General features: G+C 41.1%; 18 protein-coding genes. 4 read left to right on the forward strand and 14 right to left on the reverse strand.

All coding sequences use genetic code 11. The features are described 5' to 3' along the window. Nucleotides 1-275 precede the first annotated feature (275 nt). Both rbsK and rbsR read right to left on the reverse strand, forming a co-directional pair. Nucleotides 276-1,187, reverse strand: a complete 912-nt coding sequence (rbsK, locus tag BQ5903_RS10805; protein WP_079579525.1) for a ribokinase — start codon at nucleotides 1,185-1,187, stop codon at nucleotides 276-278. Nucleotides 1,188-1,286: 99 nt separating this feature from the next. After that, nucleotides 1,287-2,282, reverse strand: a complete 996-nt coding sequence (gene rbsR, locus BQ5903_RS10810) for a ribose utilization transcriptional repressor RbsR (protein ID WP_056988110.1) — start codon at nucleotides 2,280-2,282, stop codon at nucleotides 1,287-1,289. Between the two features lie 202 nt (nucleotides 2,283-2,484). Here rbsR and BQ5903_RS10815 point away from each other — a divergent pair, with 202 nt between their 5' ends. Then, nucleotides 2,485-3,795, forward strand: a complete 1,311-nt coding sequence (locus tag BQ5903_RS10815; RefSeq protein WP_010499933.1) for an IS1380 family transposase — start codon at nucleotides 2,485-2,487, stop codon at nucleotides 3,793-3,795. Between the two features lie 280 nt (nucleotides 3,796-4,075). Here the strand turns inward: BQ5903_RS10815 and BQ5903_RS10820 are convergent, their stop codons facing one another. Beyond that, nucleotides 4,076-4,849, reverse strand: a complete 774-nt coding sequence (locus BQ5903_RS10820) for an acetoin reductase (protein WP_079579526.1) — start codon at nucleotides 4,847-4,849, stop codon at nucleotides 4,076-4,078. A gap of 666 nt (nucleotides 4,850-5,515) precedes the next feature. Here BQ5903_RS10820 and ppsA point away from each other — a divergent pair. Next, the gene (ppsA, locus tag BQ5903_RS10825; RefSeq protein WP_079579527.1) at nucleotides 5,516-7,921 is read left to right on the forward strand and encodes a phosphoenolpyruvate synthase; all 2,406 of its coding nucleotides are present in this window, start codon (nucleotides 5,516-5,518) and stop codon (nucleotides 7,919-7,921) included. A gap of 155 nt (nucleotides 7,922-8,076) precedes the next feature. On the opposite strand, the gene BQ5903_RS10830 is transcribed toward ppsA, so the two are convergent. From BQ5903_RS10830 to BQ5903_RS10840, 4 genes are all read right to left on the reverse strand, one after another. Beyond that, nucleotides 8,077-8,589, reverse strand: a complete 513-nt coding sequence (locus BQ5903_RS10830) for a GNAT family N-acetyltransferase (protein ID WP_079579528.1) — start codon at nucleotides 8,587-8,589, stop codon at nucleotides 8,077-8,079. An 87-nt stretch (nucleotides 8,590-8,676) separates the two neighbouring features. Further along, the gene (locus tag BQ5903_RS12515) at nucleotides 8,677-8,997 is read right to left on the reverse strand and encodes a Rossmann-fold NAD(P)-binding domain-containing protein (protein ID WP_331199994.1); all 321 of its coding nucleotides are present in this window, start codon (nucleotides 8,995-8,997) and stop codon (nucleotides 8,677-8,679) included. Next, nucleotides 8,987-9,526 carry an SDR family NAD(P)-dependent oxidoreductase gene (locus BQ5903_RS12520; RefSeq protein ID WP_331199995.1) on the reverse strand — a complete coding sequence of 180 codons (540 nt, stop codon included), beginning with the start codon at nucleotides 9,524-9,526 and terminating at the stop codon, nucleotides 8,987-8,989. Before BQ5903_RS12520 ends, BQ5903_RS12515 begins: the two co-directional genes overlap by 11 nt. 178 nt (nucleotides 9,527-9,704) lie before the next feature. Then, a complete protein-coding gene (locus BQ5903_RS10840) occupies nucleotides 9,705-10,082 on the reverse strand; it encodes a GNAT family N-acetyltransferase (RefSeq protein WP_079579529.1) in 378 nt (125 codons plus the stop codon). A gap of 148 nt (nucleotides 10,083-10,230) precedes the next feature. On the opposite strand from BQ5903_RS10840, the gene BQ5903_RS10845 reads away from it, so the two are divergent. Further along, nucleotides 10,231-11,409, forward strand: a complete 1,179-nt coding sequence (locus tag BQ5903_RS10845) for an IS256 family transposase (RefSeq protein WP_079578928.1) — start codon at nucleotides 10,231-10,233, stop codon at nucleotides 11,407-11,409. A gap of 261 nt (nucleotides 11,410-11,670) precedes the next feature. Here BQ5903_RS10845 and BQ5903_RS10850 read toward each other — a convergent pair whose 3' ends face one another. The 6 genes from BQ5903_RS10850 to BQ5903_RS10875 all read right to left on the reverse strand — a co-directional run bounded on the left by BQ5903_RS10850 (nucleotide 11,671) and on the right by BQ5903_RS10875 (nucleotide 17,764). Next, entirely contained in the window at nucleotides 11,671-12,171 is a 501-nt protein-coding gene (locus BQ5903_RS10850; protein WP_079579530.1) for an AAA family ATPase, read from the reverse strand. Nucleotides 12,172-12,642: 471 nt separating this feature from the next. Then, nucleotides 12,643-13,953, reverse strand: coding sequence for an IS1380 family transposase (locus BQ5903_RS10855; RefSeq protein WP_010499943.1), 1,311 nt, complete (start codon nucleotides 13,951-13,953; stop codon nucleotides 12,643-12,645). A 405-nt stretch (nucleotides 13,954-14,358) separates the two neighbouring features. After that, nucleotides 14,359-16,287 (reverse strand): copper-translocating P-type ATPase, encoded by a 1,929-nt coding sequence (locus BQ5903_RS10860; protein WP_079579531.1) that lies wholly within the window; start codon nucleotides 16,285-16,287, stop codon nucleotides 14,359-14,361. Next, a complete protein-coding gene (locus BQ5903_RS10865) occupies nucleotides 16,287-16,559 on the reverse strand; it encodes a cupredoxin domain-containing protein (RefSeq protein WP_010497768.1) in 273 nt (90 codons plus the stop codon). Before BQ5903_RS10865 ends, BQ5903_RS10860 begins: the two co-directional genes overlap by 1 nt. A gap of 370 nt (nucleotides 16,560-16,929) precedes the next feature. Next, nucleotides 16,930-17,301, reverse strand: a complete 372-nt coding sequence (locus tag BQ5903_RS10870; RefSeq protein ID WP_079579532.1) for a cupredoxin domain-containing protein — start codon at nucleotides 17,299-17,301, stop codon at nucleotides 16,930-16,932. A gap of 25 nt (nucleotides 17,302-17,326) precedes the next feature. After that, nucleotides 17,327-17,764, reverse strand: coding sequence for a CopY/TcrY family copper transport repressor (locus BQ5903_RS10875; RefSeq protein ID WP_079579533.1), 438 nt, complete (start codon nucleotides 17,762-17,764; stop codon nucleotides 17,327-17,329). Between the two features lie 294 nt (nucleotides 17,765-18,058). Between BQ5903_RS10875 and BQ5903_RS10880 the strand changes: the two genes are divergently transcribed. Next, nucleotides 18,059-18,910 carry an aldo/keto reductase gene (locus BQ5903_RS10880; protein ID WP_079579534.1) on the forward strand — a complete coding sequence of 284 codons (852 nt, stop codon included), beginning with the start codon at nucleotides 18,059-18,061 and terminating at the stop codon, nucleotides 18,908-18,910. 116 nt (nucleotides 18,911-19,026) lie between these two features. Here BQ5903_RS10880 and BQ5903_RS10885 read toward each other — a convergent pair whose 3' ends face one another. Beyond that, nucleotides 19,027-21,525: a M1 family metallopeptidase gene (locus BQ5903_RS10885; protein ID WP_172823870.1), complete on the reverse strand. Its 2,499-nt coding sequence runs from the start codon at nucleotides 21,523-21,525 to the stop codon at nucleotides 19,027-19,029. Nucleotides 21,526-21,955 lie beyond the last annotated feature (430 nt).

Genomic DNA, 21,955 nt, shown 5'->3' on the forward strand with positions numbered 1-21,955 from the left:
CATATAAATCAAAAATCTTAGTCAAGCTACTGAGCTACTCAAGCCAGAACTTTCCGCCCAATCAACTCCGACATCACGGCAAGTAAATCACTTGTCATAATGTCTGAGTCCCTTGGTGCCCAAGTTCTCCCGGCTTGCTTCGCCCTGTTTTAGTAGTCGGGCTCCAAAAACCAAGGCTTTCCGCTTATCCAACATTATGCGTTACATCGCTGAAAAACGCGCTCTAACGCATATGTCCGATAATGCTCGAGTCTTAACCGGTTTTCTCCGCCCTGTTATTTTGCTTCGATCTCTTTTTGGTATGGGATCGATGGTTGTGCTCCATAACGCTGGACAGTCAAGGATGAAGCTTTGTTGCCAAACAAAATTGATTCCTTCAAATTAGAAAAATCCGGCTTTAGGATGCTGCTCATTGCCCCAATAAATGTGTCACCTGCAGCTGTTGTATCCACTGCCTTAACTTTGAATGCCGGAACCAACTCGCTAACACCATCGTAATCATAAAAGGCCCCCTTGGAACCAATCGTAATAATTGCCACATCTACACCAAGCTCATGCAACTTTGTAGCAGCTTTTCTGGCAGAGGCTTCGTCTTCAACATGAATGCCAGTGATCGTCTCAGCTTCAGTTTCGTTTGGAGTGATCATATCTGTGACTTTTAGTAATTCTTCAGAAATGTGGTCTTCACCAGGGGCAGGATTCAAGATCGTTTTAACGCCTGCCTCATGTGCGATTTCAAAAGCTTTGACAGTTGCAGCGATCGGTGTTTCAAATTGAGCGATCACAAAGTCACTATCCTTGAGCAAAGCACTCTTTTGAGCAATCTCTTTTGGTCCAAAAGCAAAGTTGGCACCAGCATAAATCGTGATCGCATTTTCACCTTCATCATCAACAGTAATAAAAGCTTGCCCTGTGGATTCATCAGCGATAGTATCGATCCCCGTCAGATCGATCCCTTCATTTTTCAAAAGATCCATCATTTGCTTACCCGGAGCATCGTCTCCAACAGCACCGATAAATGACGTTTGAGCACCGGCACGAGAAGCAGCGACGGCCTGGTTAGCACCTTTACCTCCGCCTGCAGAATAATGTTCTTTAGCGTGGATCGTTTCTCCAGGCTTGACCATCCGTTTAACACGCAAATTTGTATCTAAGTTAATACTCCCGACAACCGTTACTTTATTCATAATAATTACCACCTTACATGGGTTCTTAGTTCCACCAAAAATAAATTTAGTAAAACGTTTTATCAGTTCCAACAAAAAAATAGTAACACCTTTTGAAAGCTATTTCAAGGGCATTACTGAAAAACGTTGAACTAATTTCACAGGGAGCATTTTTTCTTCTGGTTCTTTTTGAGGTGAGTTTAACCGTCCCATTAACATCTTAGCCGCCTCTTGTCCTAATTCAAAAGTTGGCTGTGCGATCGTTGTTAGTGGCGGTGTGACGTACCCGCACGGACTAATATCATCAAATCCGACTACGCTATAATCATTTGGGATTTTTTTACCGGCCTCTTTTAGCCCCATATATAAACCAAACGCAATTAAATCGTTGATCGCAAAAATCGCTGTAATGTCCGAATTTATGATTTTTTTCACAGCACCTTGACCACCACTGGTCGATAGTTCGCCATTGACCACCAGCAACTCATCACCATAAACACTCGCAAATCCTTCATAGCGTTTGCGAACATTAACAGTTGGATTTTCAGGCAAAACGACAGCCGCTTTTTTATGACCAAGTTCTTGTAAATAAAGCGCTGCTTGTTTACCACCATCATAATTATCGGCTTGAACAGCGTCCACCATGTCAGTTTCTGTCTTTTGATCCATCACGATCATTGGCAGGTTTTCTCTTTGCAAGGCCTGATAGATCGACTGATCTGAAAAGGCCGAACTAGCGATGATCAAGCCATCGACCCCACGTCTGATCAGATCCTCAACATAATGACTTTCTTGTTTTTCGTCGCCCTCCATGTTATATATCAAAGCCACATAACCCTGCTTATTCAAGATATCTTGAATTCCCAAAAAAAGTTGGGCAAAAAAGGGGTTACTGATATCTGGAACTAAGACGCCGATCAAATGGCTTTTCTTCGTTACCATCCGTTGCGCAAAAAAGTCGGGCACATAATTTAATTCTTTTTGTGCTGCATAGACTTTTTTAATTGCCTTCTCACTAAAACGCTGAGTGTTGCCATTCAAGATCTGCGAAACTGAGGTAATTGACAGTCCTGCTTTTTTAGCGACATCTTTAATTGTTATTTTCTTTTTATTCATATTCAATGGGCCTTCTCATTTGCAAATTAATTACTATCCATCCCAAGCCTGAATTATTCATACTTTTCCCTTAAGGACTACTTTTTGTTGTTGTCATGCTAGTTCGCATCTTTTTCGTTTTTCACCTGTTGGGTGTACAAAAAGAGCACATCCTGTGCTATTGTAAAGTCGATGAAAACCACAAAGAACAGGAGTGCTCCTTATGTCAACTTTACATCATGAAAAACTTTTATTCAATGACCAGATCAACATTTCTAATGACGGTGGTGAGTTAGCGAACGATGCCGGAACTTTATTAATTGCTGAATTTCTGCACCAAATTCACTTTGACCAGCTCTTAGAAGATAACTTGCATTTTAAAGATGACCGTAAATATTGTACCTTTCCCTTGAACAATTTATTTAAGCAGTTGCTGTTGCAATTGCTGGCAGGATACTGCCAAGATCAGTCGGCTAATACCTTGTCACACGCCGTTGATTTTAAGCTGGTCTTGTCTCAAGCGGTCGCTTCCCAGCCGACACTTTCACGCTTTATCAATCACATTTCAGCGTCTGGGCTCTTTTCAGTCAAATCATTGCTCGGCTCGGTAGCTCACTTTGTTCTTGGGCAGCTAAATCAACATCAGCTGATCCTTGATCTAGATTCGACACATGCCGATACGTTTGGTGACCAAGAAAAGAGTGCTTATAACGGTCACTACCAGACCAACGGTTATCATCCTTTACTAGCCTTTGATGCTTTATCGGGCTGCTTGTTGAATGCTCAATTACGCCCCGGCAATCGCTATACTTCCCAAGGTGCGACTAAATTTTTATTACGGAGCTTACGGGCCTATGACGGATCTTCCCTGGATGTCTTAGTGCGGGGAGATTCTGGTTTCGCAGCTCCAGGGATCTACCATGCGTGTGATAAAAAGCAGGCTAAGTTCGTGATTCGTTTAAAAGCGAACTACCAGCTCCAAAGTCGGGCTGAAAACCTGATCCAAGTGGGTGACCAGGACTTCACCGAAGCTGAAGTCCAATGGCATGTCCTGCGAGACTATTGTCCTCAAAGTTGGTCACGACCTTATCGTGTGATTATTAAATCAACGCGGCCGGCGGGCAACTTTCTGTTTGACCATGAGTTTATCGTGACCAACTTGGAAGAATTAAGCGGTCCACAAGTCTTTGCCCTCTATCACCAACGCGGTTCCATGGAAGACTTGATCAAAGAAGTTAAACGTGGCTTTCACTTTGATAAAACGGACAGTTCTAGTTTTGAGGCCAATGAGTTCCGGATGCTGGTAGCTGGGGTCGCTTATAATATACTGCAAGCCATGAAGAACTTAGTTTTACCAACAAAGCTTAAACACGCTCAGGTCGGGACGATCCGTTTTAAATTACTCCATGTGGCAGCTAAGGTCACGCACCATGCGCGTCAAGTCTGGGTCCATTTATCTCAGACCAATGTGTTCGATAAATTATTTTGGCAGACACTGTTCAAGATTCAAAATCTAAAAATATATCCGCTGTGAACTCACAAAATAAAAAATGTTTTTCTTAGGGAAAGGGTGAAGTCTGTCCTTTTTTAAACAGTCCGACAACAAAACTAACAAAAAGCTGCTTTTTTTACACACTAAAGTAACTTTGCACAAAGTTTTAACTGCAACGAAAAGTATGAATAATTCAGGCCAAGTATAGCAAATGGATTTTTAAGATACACTAGATTCACACGCTTTTCTCAAATATCGGCCGCAAAAAAACACTAGTGCCCAGCTCTTTTCAGAGTACGCACTAGTGTCAGCTCTTTTTATTTTAATTATAAACTAAACCGCCATCGACCAAGATTGCTTGACCTGTGATGTAATCTGAATCTTCCGAAGCCAAGAAGTGGACCAAATTAGCAACATCAGTTGGTTCTTCATAACGGCCCAAAGCAATTTCACCAGAGAATTTAGCAAATGGTTCTCCAGGTTTCAATGATGGATCAGCCTTGACCATTTCAGCATCGATTCGATCCCACATCTTCGTCTTAGCAACACCTGGACAATAAGCATTCACAGTAATATGTTTTGAAGCAAGTTCTTTAGCAGCAACATGCGTAAAGGCCTTAACTGCATGTTTGGATGCTGAATATGTGCCTAATACTTCATATGCTTCATGGCCTGCGATCGAACAAGCATTGATGATCTTACCAGGAGTACCCTGTTTGATAAATTGTTCCGCAGCGGCTTGTGTGCCATAAACAGTTCCGAAAACATTGATCTTAAATGTCCGTTCCAATTCCTTCTCATCAATTTTCAAGAACGGTGTGACTGCTTCAACACCGGCATTATTAACAAAAACATTGAGTTGGCCAAATTTTTCTACGGTTGCAGCAACTAAAGCTTCTTGATCTTCTTTCTTAGAAACATCACCAACAAATTTAGCAACTTCACCTAATGACTTAAGTTCACTTTCAGTTTTAGTCAAAGCTTCCTCGTTGATATCATGGATCATTACGCTGAATCCGTCTTTCAGTAAACGTTCAGCGATTCCCTTACCTAAACCACCTGCCGAACCAGTAACTACAGCAACTTTTTTCGTCATCATAAATTCCTCCTGCTTATATTAATATAACTTAATACAAATCAAGTATACCTCCTTTTGTAAGCGCAAACAATATCGTTTACATTTTTTTAGCAAAACTCTAAAGAATCTATCTTTTCTGCTAACTAGTGTGTTTCATTATTGCTGCCTTTGTTTGATTTTCCCCAATATGACAAATCATTCAAGCTTGATTTATCTCTTTTTTAGACAATTCTTCACTTTATTTTTGGGTTGACTATTTTAATTTGATTAACTACAATTTAGTTGGATATACGCTGTAAACGTTTCCATTGTCATGCGTGTTGTCGAGTTTGCAGTACGCTTGTAAAAAGTGCCCAGCATGTTTCATTGGCTTACTCAGACTACAGGTTTCCCAGTGAAGGTACTCTTGCTCGTCTTTTTCACGTGTCCTAGAACTCAGTTTTTTTGGTTTAACGTCTAAGTGGAGAAAACTATTATTTCCTCGTGGTTTAGTTAAGCAACGGTGTTTGAAATCAAGTAATTTTTATCATTGTTTTGCTTTTTTCTAACCCAGATCTAACTACTGAAATTTTCTACCTAATTCACTCTAAAGTAATGACACAGCTCCATCACAACAGAGTCAATTAGTGCTCGAGTCATAATCGGCTTGCTCCACTCTCAGTCATCTAAAAGGAGATCTTTTTTATGAAAAATAGAAGTACTGCTAATGTCCTGTGGTTTGATGAACTTCATCGCTCCGACGTTGATCTGGTCGGAGGAAAATCTTCATCACTTGGTGAATTGACTTCATCGACTGATATTCCTGTTCCTTATGGTTTCGCTACTACTGCTCATGCTTATCGTCATTTTATGGATGCAACTGGTGCTAATGACAAAATCAAAGAACTGTTGGAGAGCATTAAAGACTACGAAGATTCGGACGAATTACACCACACTTGTACTGCGATCCGAAAAGTCGTGACCGATTCCAAAATGCCAGCCGACCTCGCGAAGACTATCAAAGAAGCCTACACAGAATTAGCTGATAAAGTTGGCGAAACCGAACCGTTTGTTGCTATCCGTTCAAGTGCAACTGCCGAAGATCTGCCGGATGCTTCATTTGCGGGCCAACAAGATTCATATTTGAATGTCCAGGGCGCCGATGACGTCGTGCAAAGAGTTAAAGAATGCTACGCCTCACTTTTTACTGACCGTGCTACTTATTATCGGCACAAACAAAACTTTCCGTTTGAAAAAGTTGCACTGTCAGCTACCGTTCAAATGATGGTCTTCTCAAAGGCTTCTGGGATCATGTTTTCTGTCAATGTTGGCACTGGTGATGATACCAAAGTTGTTATTGACAGTATCTGGGGGCTTGGCGAATATATCGTGCAAGGAACGGTTACACCAGACGATTTCGTGGTAGATAAGGAAAGTTTGGAGATCGTTTCTAAAGATATCAACCAAAAAGATATTGAACTGACACGTTTACCAGGTGGCGGTGTTGAGGAACAAAAGGTCCCCGCAGCTAAGGTTAAACAGCCTTCCCTAACGGATGAGCAAGTCATTGAGTTGGCAGGATATGCTAAAGAGATCGAGAAACACTACGGTTGTTACATGGACATGGAATTTGCCTTAGACCAAAATACTAACAAACTCTGGTTAGTTCAAGCACGGCCAGAAACAGTTTGGTCTCAAAAAAACAAAAATAAGAAAAACAGCAGCTCAACGGGAGATGAGAACGTGGGTAACGTAACAGATGCTAAAGTCTTAGTTAGAGGCTTGGCAGCCAGCCCTGGCGTAGCTAGTGGCAAAGTGCATGTTATTGCTGATCCCAAAAATATCGACGAATTCAAGGAGGGCGAAGTTTTAGTCACAACAATGACTTCTCCTGACTGGGTCCCAGCTATGAAAAAAGCTAAGGCGATCATTACTAATAATGGTGGGATGACTTGCCATGCGGCTATCGTTTCACGTGAAATGCAGATTCCATGTATTGTAGGAACGACAAGCCGTGGAGCAGCTGCAATGGATGTTTTGCACACCGGTGATACCATCACGGTCGATGCCAAAAACGGGATCGTCTACGATGGCAACGTGGAATCGATCGTTGCTCCTGCCAAAAAAGCAATTCAACCTGGAGAGATTGCTGGTAATGCCGAGTACTTTGCACCTACGGCAACTCAAGTCATGATGAATCTGGGCGACCCTGACCTGGCAGACAAATACTCTAAGCTACCTGCCGATGGGATCGGCCTGATGCGTGAAGAGTTTATTTGGACAAGTTATATTCATGAGCATCCCCTTTACTTGATCGACCAAGGTCATCCCGAGAAAGTCGTAAATATGCTGGCTGAAGGGATCAGTAAAGTAGCCCGAGCAATGGCACCCCGCCCGGTCGTTTTGCGGTTTTCAGATTTCAAGTCCAGCGAATATCGGAACTTAAAAGGCGGTGACAAATACGAGCCGCATGAATCAGCCGATCTTCTAGGCTGGCGAGGAGCTTCACGTTACTACGATCCTAAATATATTGACGCTTTCAAGCTCGAACTAAAAGCCGTCAAGAAAGTTAGAAATGAATTTGGCTTGAAGAACCTTAACGTAATGATCCCGTTCATTAGAACTGTTCCCGAAGCAAAAAAAGTCACAGATATCATGACTGCTGCCGGTTTAGTCCGGAGTCCAGATTTCAAAGTTTATATGATGGCCGAGATCCCATCCAACATTATTTTAGCTGACCAATTCAATCAGTTTATCGATGGCTATTCAATCGGCTCCAACGACCTGACGATGTTGCTGCTGGGCTGTGATCGGAATAATGATACTGTGGCTGAATTGTTTGACGAAAGAAATCTCGCTGTCAAACGTGCCATCACTCATTTGATCAAAATGGCCCACAAAGACGGTAAGACAGTGTCGATTTGTGGTCAAACTCCGTCCGAATACCCTGACTTTACTGAATTTCTGGTACAACAAGGTATTGATTATGTTTCAGTCAATCCAGACATGGTCAAAGAAACGAAGCACAACATCGCTCACTTTGAACAACGGATCATCTTGGACAATGCCACCGGTAGAGGACGGCAAGATCCAACTAACTATGAATGGTAACAAATGATCCTTCCTCATAAAAAGCTTCTTCTTAATTCGGCAACTGTCGAACTGAGAAGGAGCTTTTTACTAAGCACAATGTAAATTTTTCACCTCTAACCATCGCCTCAAAGACTTACTTTATTTTGTCTATTCAACAACCAGGTCACCCAAAACTAGAGTTCCAACTGCAACAGCAGATCTCTTTGTGCATCATCACCTAGCTGAAAGACATGCGCACCAATTTGCTTAAATCCTTGTTTATTATAAAATTTCAAGGCCGCATAGTTACGTTCCCACACTCCCAGCCACACTTTTGCTTTTTTCTGTTCTCTTGCGCAACTTAGCGCTTGTTGAAATAGCTTTGAACCAAATCCTTGCCTTTTGTAATTCTTCTGTACGTAGATCCGTTCAATTTCTAAGCTGTCATTACCCATTTTTTCGGTTTGCGCGTCCGCCAGATTGACCTTTAGATAACCAACCACATTTCCATCTTTCCAAGCAAAGAAAAAGATAGAATTCGGATTTGCTAGCTGCGCTAAGAGAGTTTCCGTGCCGTAGGTCTGATCCAAATATAACTCCATGTCGGAATCTGTGTTGTCAGCGCCAAAAGTATCTGCAAACGTTTGCCGGCTAATTTTTTGTAATTCTTTGATTTGGTCATTTGTCACTTTTTTTAACTCTATCATTTCTCGAGCCACCCGCTTTTATCCTAATATTTTATAAATCATTTTGAGATTAACACACCCATTTTTTCTCTGGATCGGTAGGCCCCCCTACTCTTCCTTGGAATAATCAGTTGAGATCGCTAAATCGCTTAACTGTGCAAACTTTCGGGCCAGTCCGGCAAATTTTCTCTGTGCTCGTGTCACAGACATTTCTCCCAAAGGTAAATGTAAGGGTAAATGTTCGGTATTGGAAATAACCTGTCCATAAATGACTTGCGCGGCTGCTTGCGGGTTTCCCGCTTCATTGCCAGCTGAGTCAGAATAATTTTGAATGGCAGCATTAGTCAACTGATAATCATCAAGAAAAGCCGTTTCTTTTTTCTGTGATGAACGACCAGCCCAGTCCGTCCTAAATGAACTAGGTTCCACCTAACATGACTTTAATATTATCTTCTTGAACTTCCTGTGCTAAAGACTCGAACACACCTTCCAGGGCAAACTTAGTCCCGCTATAAAAACTTAATGCAGCTTCCCCGATCAAACCAGCATCAGAAGAGATCCCAATGATCACACCGCTTTTTTGCTGGCGCATAACAGGCAGGACAGCTTGTGTCAGATGGACTGAGCCCCAAAAATTAACATCAAACATGTATTGGACTGTTGCTTCATCGGCTTCCTCAAATGTCGAAAAGTAGCCCAAACCTGCGTTATTATCCAAGACATCGATCCTGCCAAATTTAGAAAGAGTAGTTTGAATTACTTCCTTGATCTGTTGTGAATCAGTCACATCCAACTCTAACTTGAGGATCTGACCGTGATCATACTGATCTAAATAAGCTAACTTATCAGTATTTCGGGCTGTCGCGACTAAATTCACATCCGCTTTTTGCGCCAATAAAGTCGCTAACTCTTGTCCAAATCCAGTAGATGTCCCCGTAATCAACCATGTTTGTGCCATTTATATTCTCCTCGTCTTTCTTAATATCAATTATTTGTTCAAGTATCGCTGCATGAATAGGTTTATTTTAGAATTAAATTACTCCAATATTTTATGTAAAAACACCGCATACCAAAAACGCAAGTATCACAGAATTTATGACCACTTTTTTCACAAGGATTTACTCTGCTACCAAAGTTTATTCATTCAAGTAGGGATAGTAAAGGGCATACTGATATTCGTCGACCCATCTGCCGTTTAAAAAGAACTCTTTTTTATAATGACCTTCTTGTTGAAAACCAAAATGTTCATAAAATCCAATGGCATTAGGATTCGTTCCCAGTACTCGCAAACTGATTTTTACGATTTTTTCGGCTTGAGCATTTACCAACAGATGCTGTAAAAGTTTTTTACCAACACCCAAGCCTTGTGCTGCTTGATCCACAGAAACTTCAAAATTCCACTGCTTACCATGCATTTCTATGGGTAAAACATATGAATAGTCCAAAAAGCCCAGAATTTTACCTTGGGGGCAACTGCAACAAGGGTCGAAACTTTCAATAAACGATGCACGAATTCATCATAGTCGGCAGGGAAAACACGATTGGGATCCTCATTGAGAGTATAAAATAGTTTGTGTAAATGAATAAAAGTCCTGTTGAAAAGGGAATCCCTTCCCCGTATGATTAAATCATCCAAATCAAACCAAAACGGAGGGATTCCCCATGGATCAGTTTACCAAAAATCTAACCAAAACTCTATTGTCAAATGGCGATGTTAAAGAACTTTTTCGTCAACAACTCGAAACGGCTATTAATCACATCTTGCAAGCTGAACTGACTGCCTTACTTGGTTATGATCCTTATGACCGCAGTGGCTTTAATACTGGCAATTCTCGTAATGGCCAGTATTATCGTTTAATTGACTCTGAATATGGTAAGTTGAAAATTGCTGTGCCGCGTGACCGTAAAGGCCATTTTCATAACCACCTGCTTCCAGCTTATTCTCGTCGTCAGGACGCTTTAGAAACAACAATCATTCAGCTTTATTCCAAGGGCGTTACGACCCGTGAAATTGCAGATTTGATTGAAAAAATGTATGGCTCTTATTATTCACCTAGTACTGTTTCTAATATCACTGCTCAGGTAACAAAACAGATTGAAGCTTTTCATCAACGAACTATTAAGGCAAACTATGTTTGTCTTTTCTTAGATGCAACTTACTTACCTTTGCGCCGCGATTCAGTTCAAAGAGAAGCGGTCTATATTGCTTTAGGTATTACATCTGTCGGCATCAAAGAAGTTCTTGATTATCGAATCGCTCCAAGTGAAAATACAGGAGTTTGGTCAGAAATGGCAGAAGATCTTAAAAAACGTGGATTAGAACAAGTCCAGTTGATCATTGCAGATGGAATGGTTGGTCTGCAGCCAGCATTATTGCACGCTTTCCCGAAAGCTAAATTTCAAAGATGCCTAGTACATGTTATGCGCAATATTGGTTCGCATGTGCGTTTAAAAGATCGTGAGGCGATCTTAAATGACTTTAAAGAGTTGCATTCAGCGACCGATGTAACTGCAGCACACAAGATCTTAAATGATTTTTATGGTGCATGGGGGAAATCGTATTCCAATCTGATCCAGCAACTTAAATCCATTGAAAATGAACTATTAGCTTTCCTGAGTTTTCCCCCGGCCATTCGACCAACAATTTATTCAACCAATATCTTAGAATCACTGAACAAAAGAATCAAACGCAAGACCAAACCAAAGGAACAATTTCCAAACGAAAAATCTTTAGACAATTTCATTGGAGTTCAAGTCATAAGCTATAACGAAAAGTACTTCAATCGTAGCCATCGCGGATTTGGTCAAGTCAAAGACACGTTAGAATCACTTTTCGATTAATACTTTATTTTGCCAGGAGAAGGGATTTTCATTTACACAAACTTCTTGACACTCCCTCCTCATTTATGGTCATTACTTTTGTGTCTATGTCCCACAAGCTGGGTAGATCTTCTTGTCTTACAGAACGGATCACGATTTTTGGCATGTAAATTTCCCCCTTCTTTTGGACAAAGAATTTTAGCAAGTATTTACAAACAATTCTCCACAGTTACTGTTTAATTGCAAATACTTAGTGTTCTGAAAAAACGCGTAAATAATCTTTTATTTTTCTTTCAAATCATTTAAAATCAGGCTGATTATTTCCGCTTGATTTAAATTTTCAGTCAGCACACGTTCGTTGTTAACGTGCAAATAATCTTTTTTTAACCACCATTTTTTCAATAGCTCAATATCAAATCGCCTTTCCTTGTTACGCTCATTGTTACGTCTTAGCGTCTCAGAAAAAGGGATATCTAGGTAATAAGCCAGTACATTGTTCTCAAAAAAAGAGCATAATTTGAAAAGCATTTTTTGATACTTTTCTGCGCCTAAAATCCCCTCCAAGATCACATAATCATATCGGTCCTTGCCAAATTCACAGATTTTTTCTATCAACTCAATACTTGGATTTCCAGGATGATCTTTCACATTTAAAATCTCTAATCTAACGGTATCTTGAGAAACCAGCATCATGTTTTTCTCTGCTAAAGAGCAGCGTAATTTGTTTGCGATCGTGGTTTTACCACTGCCTGAATTTCCACGTAAAATAATTAGTTTTGTCACAATATTCACAACTCCTCGCACTTCTGGGAAAGATTTTTACACAAGACAGACGATTTCTGTTTTAACATCAAAACCAACTTTTTATATACTTGGATCGCTGCCAAAATATCTTGGCCTCCACTTGAGACAGAACTTTTGCGTTGTTAGATCTCTAACACATTCATCATGCTTTGCACCATTAATGTACCATAACCTTGATCTCGACATTCGTTAATAATTACTCAGCCAAAAAATAATAATCTTGCCTATTATCAATAGTACAATAACCGCTCTCTTGCTCATAACGCTTAAATACAAAAATTAAAGTGGATCGCTTTCCCTGAATTATTCATACTTTTTGTCTTAAATAAAATTTGGCGCAAAATAACCGTGGTCTCAGAAAAAAGCTTTTTTTGTTAGTTTTGCGGTCGTATTGCTTAAAAAAGGGCAGACTTCACCCTTTCCCTAGAAAATATATTTTATTTTGTGAGTTCACAGCGGGTATATTTTAATGTTTTGGATCTTAAACAGTGTCTGCCAGAATAATTTATCAAACACATTGGTCTGGGATAAATGGACCCAGATCTGATGGGCGTGGTGCGTGACCTTAGCTGCCAAATGAAGTAATTTAAAGCGGATGGTCTCGACCTGAGCGTGTTTAAGTTCCGGTGGTAAAACCAAGTTCTTCATGGCTTGGAGTATATTGTAAGCCGTGCCAGCCACCAACATGCGAAACTCATTGGCGTTAAAGCTGGAACTGTCCGTTTTATCAAAATGAAAACCGCGTTTAACTTCTTTGATCAAGTCTTCCATTGAACCACGTTGTTGATAGAGGGCAAAGACTTGCGGACCACTCAATTCTTCCAAGTTGGTCACGATAAACTCATGGTCAAACAGTAAATTTCCCGCTGGCCGAGTTGATCTAATGATCACCCGATAAGGGCGTGGCCAACTTTGGGGACAGTAATCCTGCAGGACATGCCATTGGACTTCAGTTTCGCTGAAGTCGTGGTCGCCCACTTGGATCAAGCGCTCAGCCCGACTTTGGAGTTGGCGGTTCGCTTTCATGCGGATCACGAATTTAGCCTGTTTTTTATCACAGGCACGGTAGATCCCTGGCGCTGCGAAACCAGAATCTCCCCGCACGAGGACATCCAAAGAAGACTGGTCATAGGCCCGTAGGCCCCGTAATAAGAATTTAGTCGCTCCCTGTGAAGTATAGCGATTGCCTGGACGTAATTGGGCATTCAATAAGCAGCCCGATAAAGCATCGAAAGCTAGTAATGGATGATAACCGTTAGTCTGATAATGACCGTTATAAGCACTTTTTTCTTGGTTACCAAATGTATCAGCATGCGTGGAGTCGAGGTCAAGGATCAGCTGATGTTGATTCAGCTGGCCCAGGACTAAGTGCGCCAAAGAGATCATTACAGACTTGACGGAGAAAAGGCCTGTCGCCGAGACGTGATTGATAAAACGTGAGAGCGTCGGTTGGGAAGCGACTGCTTGTTTTAGAGCTAAGTTGAAATCAGCCGCTTGGGCCAAGGTGTTAGCAGACTGATCCTGGGAATACCCCGCTAGTAATTGAAATAACAACTGCTTGAATAAATCGTTCATAGTGAAGGTACAATACTTGCGACCATCTTTGAAACGCAAGTTAGTCTCTAAAAACTGGTCAAAGTGGAGTTGATGGAGAAACTCAGCAAGCAATAAAGTCCCCGCATCGTTCGCTAGCTCACCGCCGTCATTAGAAATTTTGATTTGTTTATTGAATAAAAGCTGTTTATGATGTAAAGTCGACATTAGGAGCACTCCTGTTCTTTGTAGTGTTTAGTCGACTTTACAATAGCACAGGATGTGCTCTTTTTGTACACCCAGCAGGTGAAAAAGAAAAAAGGTCAGCAACAGCACGGCAACAACCAAAAGCAGACCTCAAGGTAAAATTATGAATAATCCAGGCTTTCTTAAATTTTCTACGATACAAGTTTCACTTTCTATAGCAGATGTGTAGTTAATACTGCAACATCACTTGGCAAAACTCTTTTCTTCAATTTAACAATCACTACTAAAAAGTTTTTCCAGATGTTGTTCCCCACTAGCTTTATCTTATATTATTCTAGCAAGCTGGCCGGTTAAAAAGTCAACTTTTTTTGCTACTAAAAAAAGCTATTTGCACAAAACTTGTCCAAATAGCATTTCTTTTATTAACTATGCAATTTCAACCTTGCTGGTGATTTTTGCCTTGTTCAGTAAAACTGAACTTGTCACAACAGACAAGGAACTAAAAGCCATCGCTAAACCGGCAATTTCCGGGCTCAATGTTAAACCTAACCCGTAGAAGACACCTGCAGCAACAGGAATCCCCAAAACGTTGTAGATAAACGCCCAGAAAAGATTCAACTTGATCCGACCAAAGGTCTTCTTACTTAAAGCTAACGCCCGGTCAACATCACGCAAGTCGTTTTTAACAAGTACGATCCCGCCTGAATCGATCGCAATATCGGTCCCGGAACCCATAGCGATACCGACATCTGCAATACTCAAGGCTGGTGCATCATTGATCCCGTCACCAACAAAGGCCACTTTACCGTTCGCCTGTAAAGCTTGAACCCGGTCAGCTTTATCACTAGGCATGACCTCCGCAATGACCTGGTCAATTCCCACTTGGTCAGCAATTGCCTGTGCTACTCGCTGATTATCGCCAGTCAACATAACTGTCTTCAAGCCACGTGACTTCAAAGCTGAGATCGCCTCTTTAGAAGTTTCTTTCGGTGCGTCTTGAATGGCGATCAAGCCGATAACTTCATCATTCAATCCAACCAAGACCACAGTTGTAGCTTGATCTTGCAAACTAGCCATCTGACTTTTTAAGTCATCAGCTATTTTAAAATCATGTTGTAATTTTTCATTACCGACGAAAGCTTGTTGTCCTGCTAGTGTAGCAGAAACTCCCTGGCCTTCGATAGCCTGAAAATTTTCAGCTGTTTTAAATGAAAGTTTTTGTGCATAGACAGTGTCCATAATAGCTGCAGCCAAAGGGTGTTCTGAAGATTCTTCTAAAGAAGCGGCCACTTGCAGCACACGTTTGCCATCACCGATCACATCGGTTACTTGCGGCTGACCTAAAGTGATCGTCCCTGTTTTATCAAACACGACAGTCTGCACGTCGTTGACCGTTTCTAAGACCTCACCATTCTTGATCAAGATCCCCATCTTCGCACCTCGACCAGTCCCGACCATCAAAGCTGTCGGTGTTGCTAAACCTAACGCACACGGGCAAGCAATAACTACAACAGAAACAGCAAAGATCAAGGAGTTAGCGACACTGGCACCCAGCAGCACGTACCAGATCAAGAAAGTTGCGATCGCAATGATCAAAACAACAGGAACGAAAATATCAGAAACTTTATCTGTTAACTTCTGGATCGGTGCATGACTATTCTGTGCCTTTTTAACGAGTTCAACGATTTGTGCCAACATCGTGTCATCACCGACTTTTTCAGCCTTGAAGGTAAAAGTTCCATTACTATTAATAGTCGAACCAATGACTTTGTCACCGACCACTTTTTTAACTGGCATACTTTCTCCTGTGACCATCGACTCGTCAATATTAGAACTCCCTGTCAAAATTTCACCATCGACGGCAACTTTTTGACCCGGTTTAACGCGGATCTCGTCACCGGTCACGATTTGATCAACTGGCAGTTTGACAAAATGTCCATTACGTTTGACTTCAGCTTCCTTAGCTTGTAAATCGAGCAGTTTTTCAATGGCGTTGGACGCATTGTTACGCATCCGCTCTTCCAATACTTGTCCTAACAAGATAAAGGTGATCACAAAAGCAGCACTTTCAAAGAAAACTTTCTTACCGGTAAACATCGCATAAATACTATAGAGATAAGCCGTTGCAGTCCCGACCGCAACCAACGTATCCATGTTAGAATGATGTTTTTTAAAAGAAGCCCAAGCACTTTGCAAAAACGGACGTGCTGAAAGTGCCATTACGATCGTCGTCAAAATAAGCATTGTCCATTTTCCACCGGGCAGCATCCAGCCAGTCAATGGCATCAAAATCATTTCCGCTAACATCGGTAAGGACAAAATCAAGGAGATCCAAAAACGTGTAGTAATTTTCATTATTCAACAACAACTTTCCCGAAAAACATGTCCATCCCGCAGGAAAACTGATATTCGCCTGCTTTGTCAGTTTGGACTGTGACGGTCTGAGGTTGATTCAAAGGCAACTCGGTTTCGAAGCCGAGCTCTTTTGAATGGACGACATCCAAACAACCTTTTTCGTTTGTTCGCTTAAAAGTTAGTTCAGCTGGAACACCCTGCTTTAAAGTAACTACCTCTGGCTCATAGCCGCCTGCAACTGTAACATTAGCTTTTTGTACTTGTTCACTCATGATAATTCCTCCTGTCTTGTATTTCTCGGGTCACAAAATTCTGAACTTTTTGCTTGGTCAACACCACTACCATAGTTTCAAAACAAAGCGCCATATTAGTGGAATTCGTTACACTTGAGTCCAAAACATCTTTTCACCCAGTTATTTTGTTGATCATCTATTTCTAATTAGTTTATTCGTGCAAATTGTGCATACTTTGGAAACTAAATTTTATTTGCTAACTTTTAGGTTAAAAGTCGTTCGTCTGGCCCCTTCTTTGCTAGAGGCGGGGCCACACCCATCTCATCTGGCCCTTACTTTTCCTGATATGGGGCCAGATAATTCTTTTCTGCTCTGATTGACTTTAAAAAGTGAATCTTCCTACCCAAATTTATTTGATGACAACTTTTCCGTGAAACATATCCATTCCGCAGGCCCACTCATATTCTCCAGCCTTGCTGGTATCGATCTGAACTTTCTTCATCTCATTTTGAGGCAACTCTTGATTGATCCCAAAATCTGGAAAGACTACTCTGTCCAAACAACTCGATGGGTCTGTACGCGTAAAATTTAAAGTTGCCGGTACTCCTAGTTTTAAAAAAACGACTTCGGGAGAATAACCGCCTTTAACTTCAACATCGATACTTTGCTGATGTCCAGTAACGTCAGCGGCGCCTTCTTCGACTTCGTGCTTTCCAAAAAACCACCAGATGATAAAACCGATCATCGTCAAACCTATAATTGAAACTATGATCTTGATCATTGTAAATCTTCCTCTCTTGCCACCACTAACAACAACTTCCTTTTCCTGGTAGGCAGTTGCACTCAACCTGATCAGGCGCTGTTTGCATTTTATCATTTAAAACTGCCCGCATCGTTTGAATATCAGCTTTACTTAAAGTTGTTTCAGAAATTAACTTAGTGAGCTCTTTGCCCTTTTTCATGTTACACATTCTGGAAAACATTTCTGCACTCATCTGATCCATCGCATCATTTTCAGTGATATTTGGCGAATAGATAAAGCGACGCCCATCTTTAGCCGTCTTTAAGGCATTTTTTCTTACCAAACGACGCAACAAAGTCTTGACCGTTGATTCGGTCCAATTTTTCTTTGACCGGATCAAAGTGATCACTTCACTGCTGCTGGCTTGACCTATTGTCCAAATGATCCGCATCAACTCCCACTCAGAAGTTGTCATTTCCGTCGCATCTACAACTAATGTCATAGTCTCATCTCTTTTCGTTTACAATTGTAACTCTCACTCTATATATTACTCTTATATTTACATTTGTCAACGATAATCGTAACTCAATATTTTTTATGCTTTATCAGGGCTCTAACGTTCAAATAATCACCTTAAAGAAGACGATACAAATATCTTGCCTAACGACCATAACTTCTTTGTTCGTGAACACGCCAACTCCAAAGTCTTCCCTAGGTTAGTTTATTTTACATTAACCTGAATTATTTATATAATATTGGCGAATCACAAATTTGAAAAAAGTGAGGTTTTTAGATAATGGATCTAACAAGCACTTACACATTGAGCAATGGTGTTAAAATTCCAGTTGTTGGTTTTGGTACATGGCAAACTCCTGATGGTGACATAGCTGAATCTTCAGTTAAAGCTGCCCTTGATGCCGGCTACCATCACATCGATACCGCTGAAATGTACGGCAATGAAAAAAGCGTTGGTCATGGGATCAAAGCTAGTGGTGTAGACCGCGATTCACTTTTCGTTACTAGCAAACTCAATAATAATAGCCACACTTATGAAGAAGCTGCTGTTGCATTAGACAAAAGCTTATCTGACCTAGGATTAGATCATTTGGACCTCTTTTTGATTCATTGGCCAAATCCTGCTCCTTATAGAAATGACGACTGGGAGAAACATTTGCAAGAAACTTGGCGCGCCATGGAAGATGCCTACAAGGCTGGAAAAGTTCGGGCAATCGGTGTCTCTAACTTCTACCAGCATCATCTGCAAGTTTTGGAAAAGACACAAACAATTACACCGATGGTCAACCAGATTCATTTATGTCCTGGCGACCATAACGATGAATTGGTTGATTATTGTCGTGAACGTGGGATCTTGCTGGAAGCATACAGTCCTTTCGGCACAGGAAAGATCTTCACTGACCCGACATTACAAAAATTAGCCGATGAAACTGGCCATACCATTGCACAAGTTTGTCTACGCTGGTCATTACAACATAAATATCTTCCTCTTCCAAAATCTGTTCATGCAGAACGGATCGAAGAAAACACACATGCTTTCGATTTCGAACTGAATGACGAGCAAATGAAGAAGATCGATGACCTGGTTGGTGTTGCTGGTTACGGCGGTAATCCCGACGAAGTAAACTTTTAAAAGTAATTAAATCTTTTTAAGGCCAAGGCCAAAAGCTTTGAATTTTTTATGAAGACATAAAACGCCCCGCTCTCAAGTACTTTGCAGCACTTCAAGAGCAGGGCGTTTTTTATCTTTTAGTTGTTAAAAACAAACAAGTTGATTGCTTTATTAACAGCGTCTTTTTCATTCTCGATCAAAGCGACTCGACTTTCAATGACCTTCGTGTCCATTTGAATCTCACGAGTCAAACCAGGGATGTTGATCTTAGGTTCAAAGAATTCTTTAAACTCAGCCAAACGTTGGGGCGTCTTGAAGATCCCAGCAGTTACTGTAATAAAGGTTGGAAATTCCATATCACCGCCAACAGTATCTTCCAACCACTGCCAGTCGTTACGGATCCAATCCCAAGCCAACTGTTGACCATGGTCGTTAGCCAAAACTCCCCGGTACCAAGCACGCAGATCTTGCGGCTTGATCGTTTCACTGTTTTCATATTCAGCCACGATTTGAGCCAACAGATCCTTATCAGGGATCATTGGTAAAGCAGCAGCAATGTCTGCTTTGTAACTGCCATCAGATGTACGAATATAGTCTGTCAGTAACCGGTCAAGTAAATCTGAACTGCTGTAATTTTGCACTTCATTTGCCAAAACATAGACCCGAATGTCGGCTGGTAGGTCAACTAAAGCCTCTGCATTAGCTTCGAACAATCCGTGTGCTTCTGTGATCGAATCTTGATTTTTTGCATATAAAGCAGCATTCAAAACATATGGGCGGGTCAATTGATCATCGATCGACTCACCATATTTCGGCGTCCAGCCCAAGCGTTTGACTTGTGCTGCACTCAATTGGTCAAAAAGCTGGCGTAAAGTACTTTCTTCTTTTGAATTAGGTGCAACAAATTTCTTCAAGTTGCCAGCAACCTGATAGAGGGCTGCATTAACAACATTGGAGTGGCTGTCTGCAAAACGTTTGAGCAACGGAACTACACTTGCGTAAGAGATCTGGTTTCCTTCAGCTAACAAACGTAGATCTTGGAGTAATTGCAACTGTGAGATTGAATCTAGGGAATCACTATTATCTAAAATATCGTTTAATAAAGCATCATCATATTTAACGATAAAATGAGCTTCATTGCCGACATTCAAGCGCAATGGTGCGCCCACTTGTTGACGTAATTCTTGATAATCACCCAGCTCGAGTGTTTTTTCCGCCATAATTTGAGGGACGGCCTCATAATTTCCGTTCAATGGGATCTGCCATGAACGGCCCACATCTTTACCGTCACCGATGAAGAACTGTTCTTGTGAAAGAATCAGCTTACCAGCAACAACACTCGCACTGACCACAGGATACCCCGGTTGTTCCAACCATGTATTCATGATCTTGGCCAAATCGATCCCAGCCGCCTGTCCAAGCGCATCCCACAAGTCAGCACCAGACGCATTAGCATAATGATGGGCTGTAAAGTATGCTTTCAATCCTTTGCGCAAAGCATCATCGCCGATCAAGGAACGGACCATGACTAACATCCGCGATCCCTTAGCATAAACGATCGCACCATCAAAAATCGAATCGATCTCAGCTGGTTTTTCGACCTGAACATGGACAGGCTGAACTCCGTCAGTAGCATCGCGTTGCAAAGCAGCTGGAGCTTCAGATGTTTGGAATAATTCCCAAATATGCCAGTCAGGTTCTAAGGCATCAACAGCTACATATTCCATCATATTGGCAAAACTTTCATTTAACCAGAGATCATCCCACCACTTCATAGTGACCAGATCACCGAACCATTGATGAGCTAACTCATGAGCAATCACAGTCGCAACCAATTCTTTAGTTTCAAGCGATGTATTATCGGGATCAAGCACCAAGTAAGCTTCACGATAAGTAACTAAGCCCCAGTTCTCCATCGCACCAGCCGAGAAGTCTGGTAAGGCTAATTGCCATGAATGCGGCAATGGATATGGTGTATGGTAGAAGTCTTCATAAAATTCAATCGAACGTTTGGCAATATCCAACGGAAAATCTAATTCGTTAGGTTTATGTGCCTTGGTAGAGAAAACACCAATTTTCACACCGCTCTTAGTTGTAGTATATTTACTTTGCATTTCTCCAAAGGCAAAGGCCACTAAGTAAGTTGACATCTTAACCGTGCGATCAAAATAATGTACCCCATTATCGACATCTACTTCAGGCATATTAGCGATGATCGTTTCGCCCGGCTTTTCGTCAAATTTAATTGCTAAATCAAAATTTGCTTTTGCTTCCGGCTCATCGACACATGGGAAAGCTTGCCGTGCAGCTGTTGTTTCAAACTGCGTCCCGATCAACTGCTTTTTCTCACCATCAACTTGATAATAGGAAGGATAGATCCCCATCATTGAATCAGTCAAAGGTGCTGTATAATCGATCGTCAGGTTCGTATCACCTGCTTGCGGCAATTCAATGTTGATAATTTCCTCGTCATCATCAACTGAGAAGTCAACACTCTTCTCTTCGACTTTAACGTCAGAAATTTTCAAAAATTTTTGATTAACAGCAATTTGAGCACTTTGAGCGTGACCACTAATCTTTGTTCGACCAGTGATAGTTTTTGAACCACGATCAATATCTAAGTAAACCTTGTACATTTCTGGTTGAAAATTATCATATAAACGTGTCACTTAAAATACCTCCTATAAAAACAGAGTGGAGCAAGCCGGTTTGGACTCGAGCACTAACGAGACCTACTATTATAGCGTGCAGTTTTTGCGCCATGATAGTGGGGCTGGTTAGGCGGAAAGTCCAGGCTTGCGAAACTCGACTAAAAACCGAGTGAAAACAAGCGGAACTTCTTGCTTGTTGCTACTCGACTATGAAAACAAACCTTATTCTCATTTATTTAACATAAATTTGTTCACGTATTTTCATTATACGACAAGACGACCTCATAAAGCTATGAAATAATATGCTCCATAGGCAAATGAATTTTGTTGAATAATTACCAAGTGTTGTTTTAATAGTGACTATAATGTTTTTGACATATTTACAGTTAACAAAATGTATAAAACACCAGGTACT

This window comes from Ligilactobacillus acidipiscis, assembly GCF_900116935.1.
Taxonomy (GTDB): Bacteria; Bacillota; Bacilli; order Lactobacillales; family Lactobacillaceae; genus Ligilactobacillus; species Ligilactobacillus acidipiscis.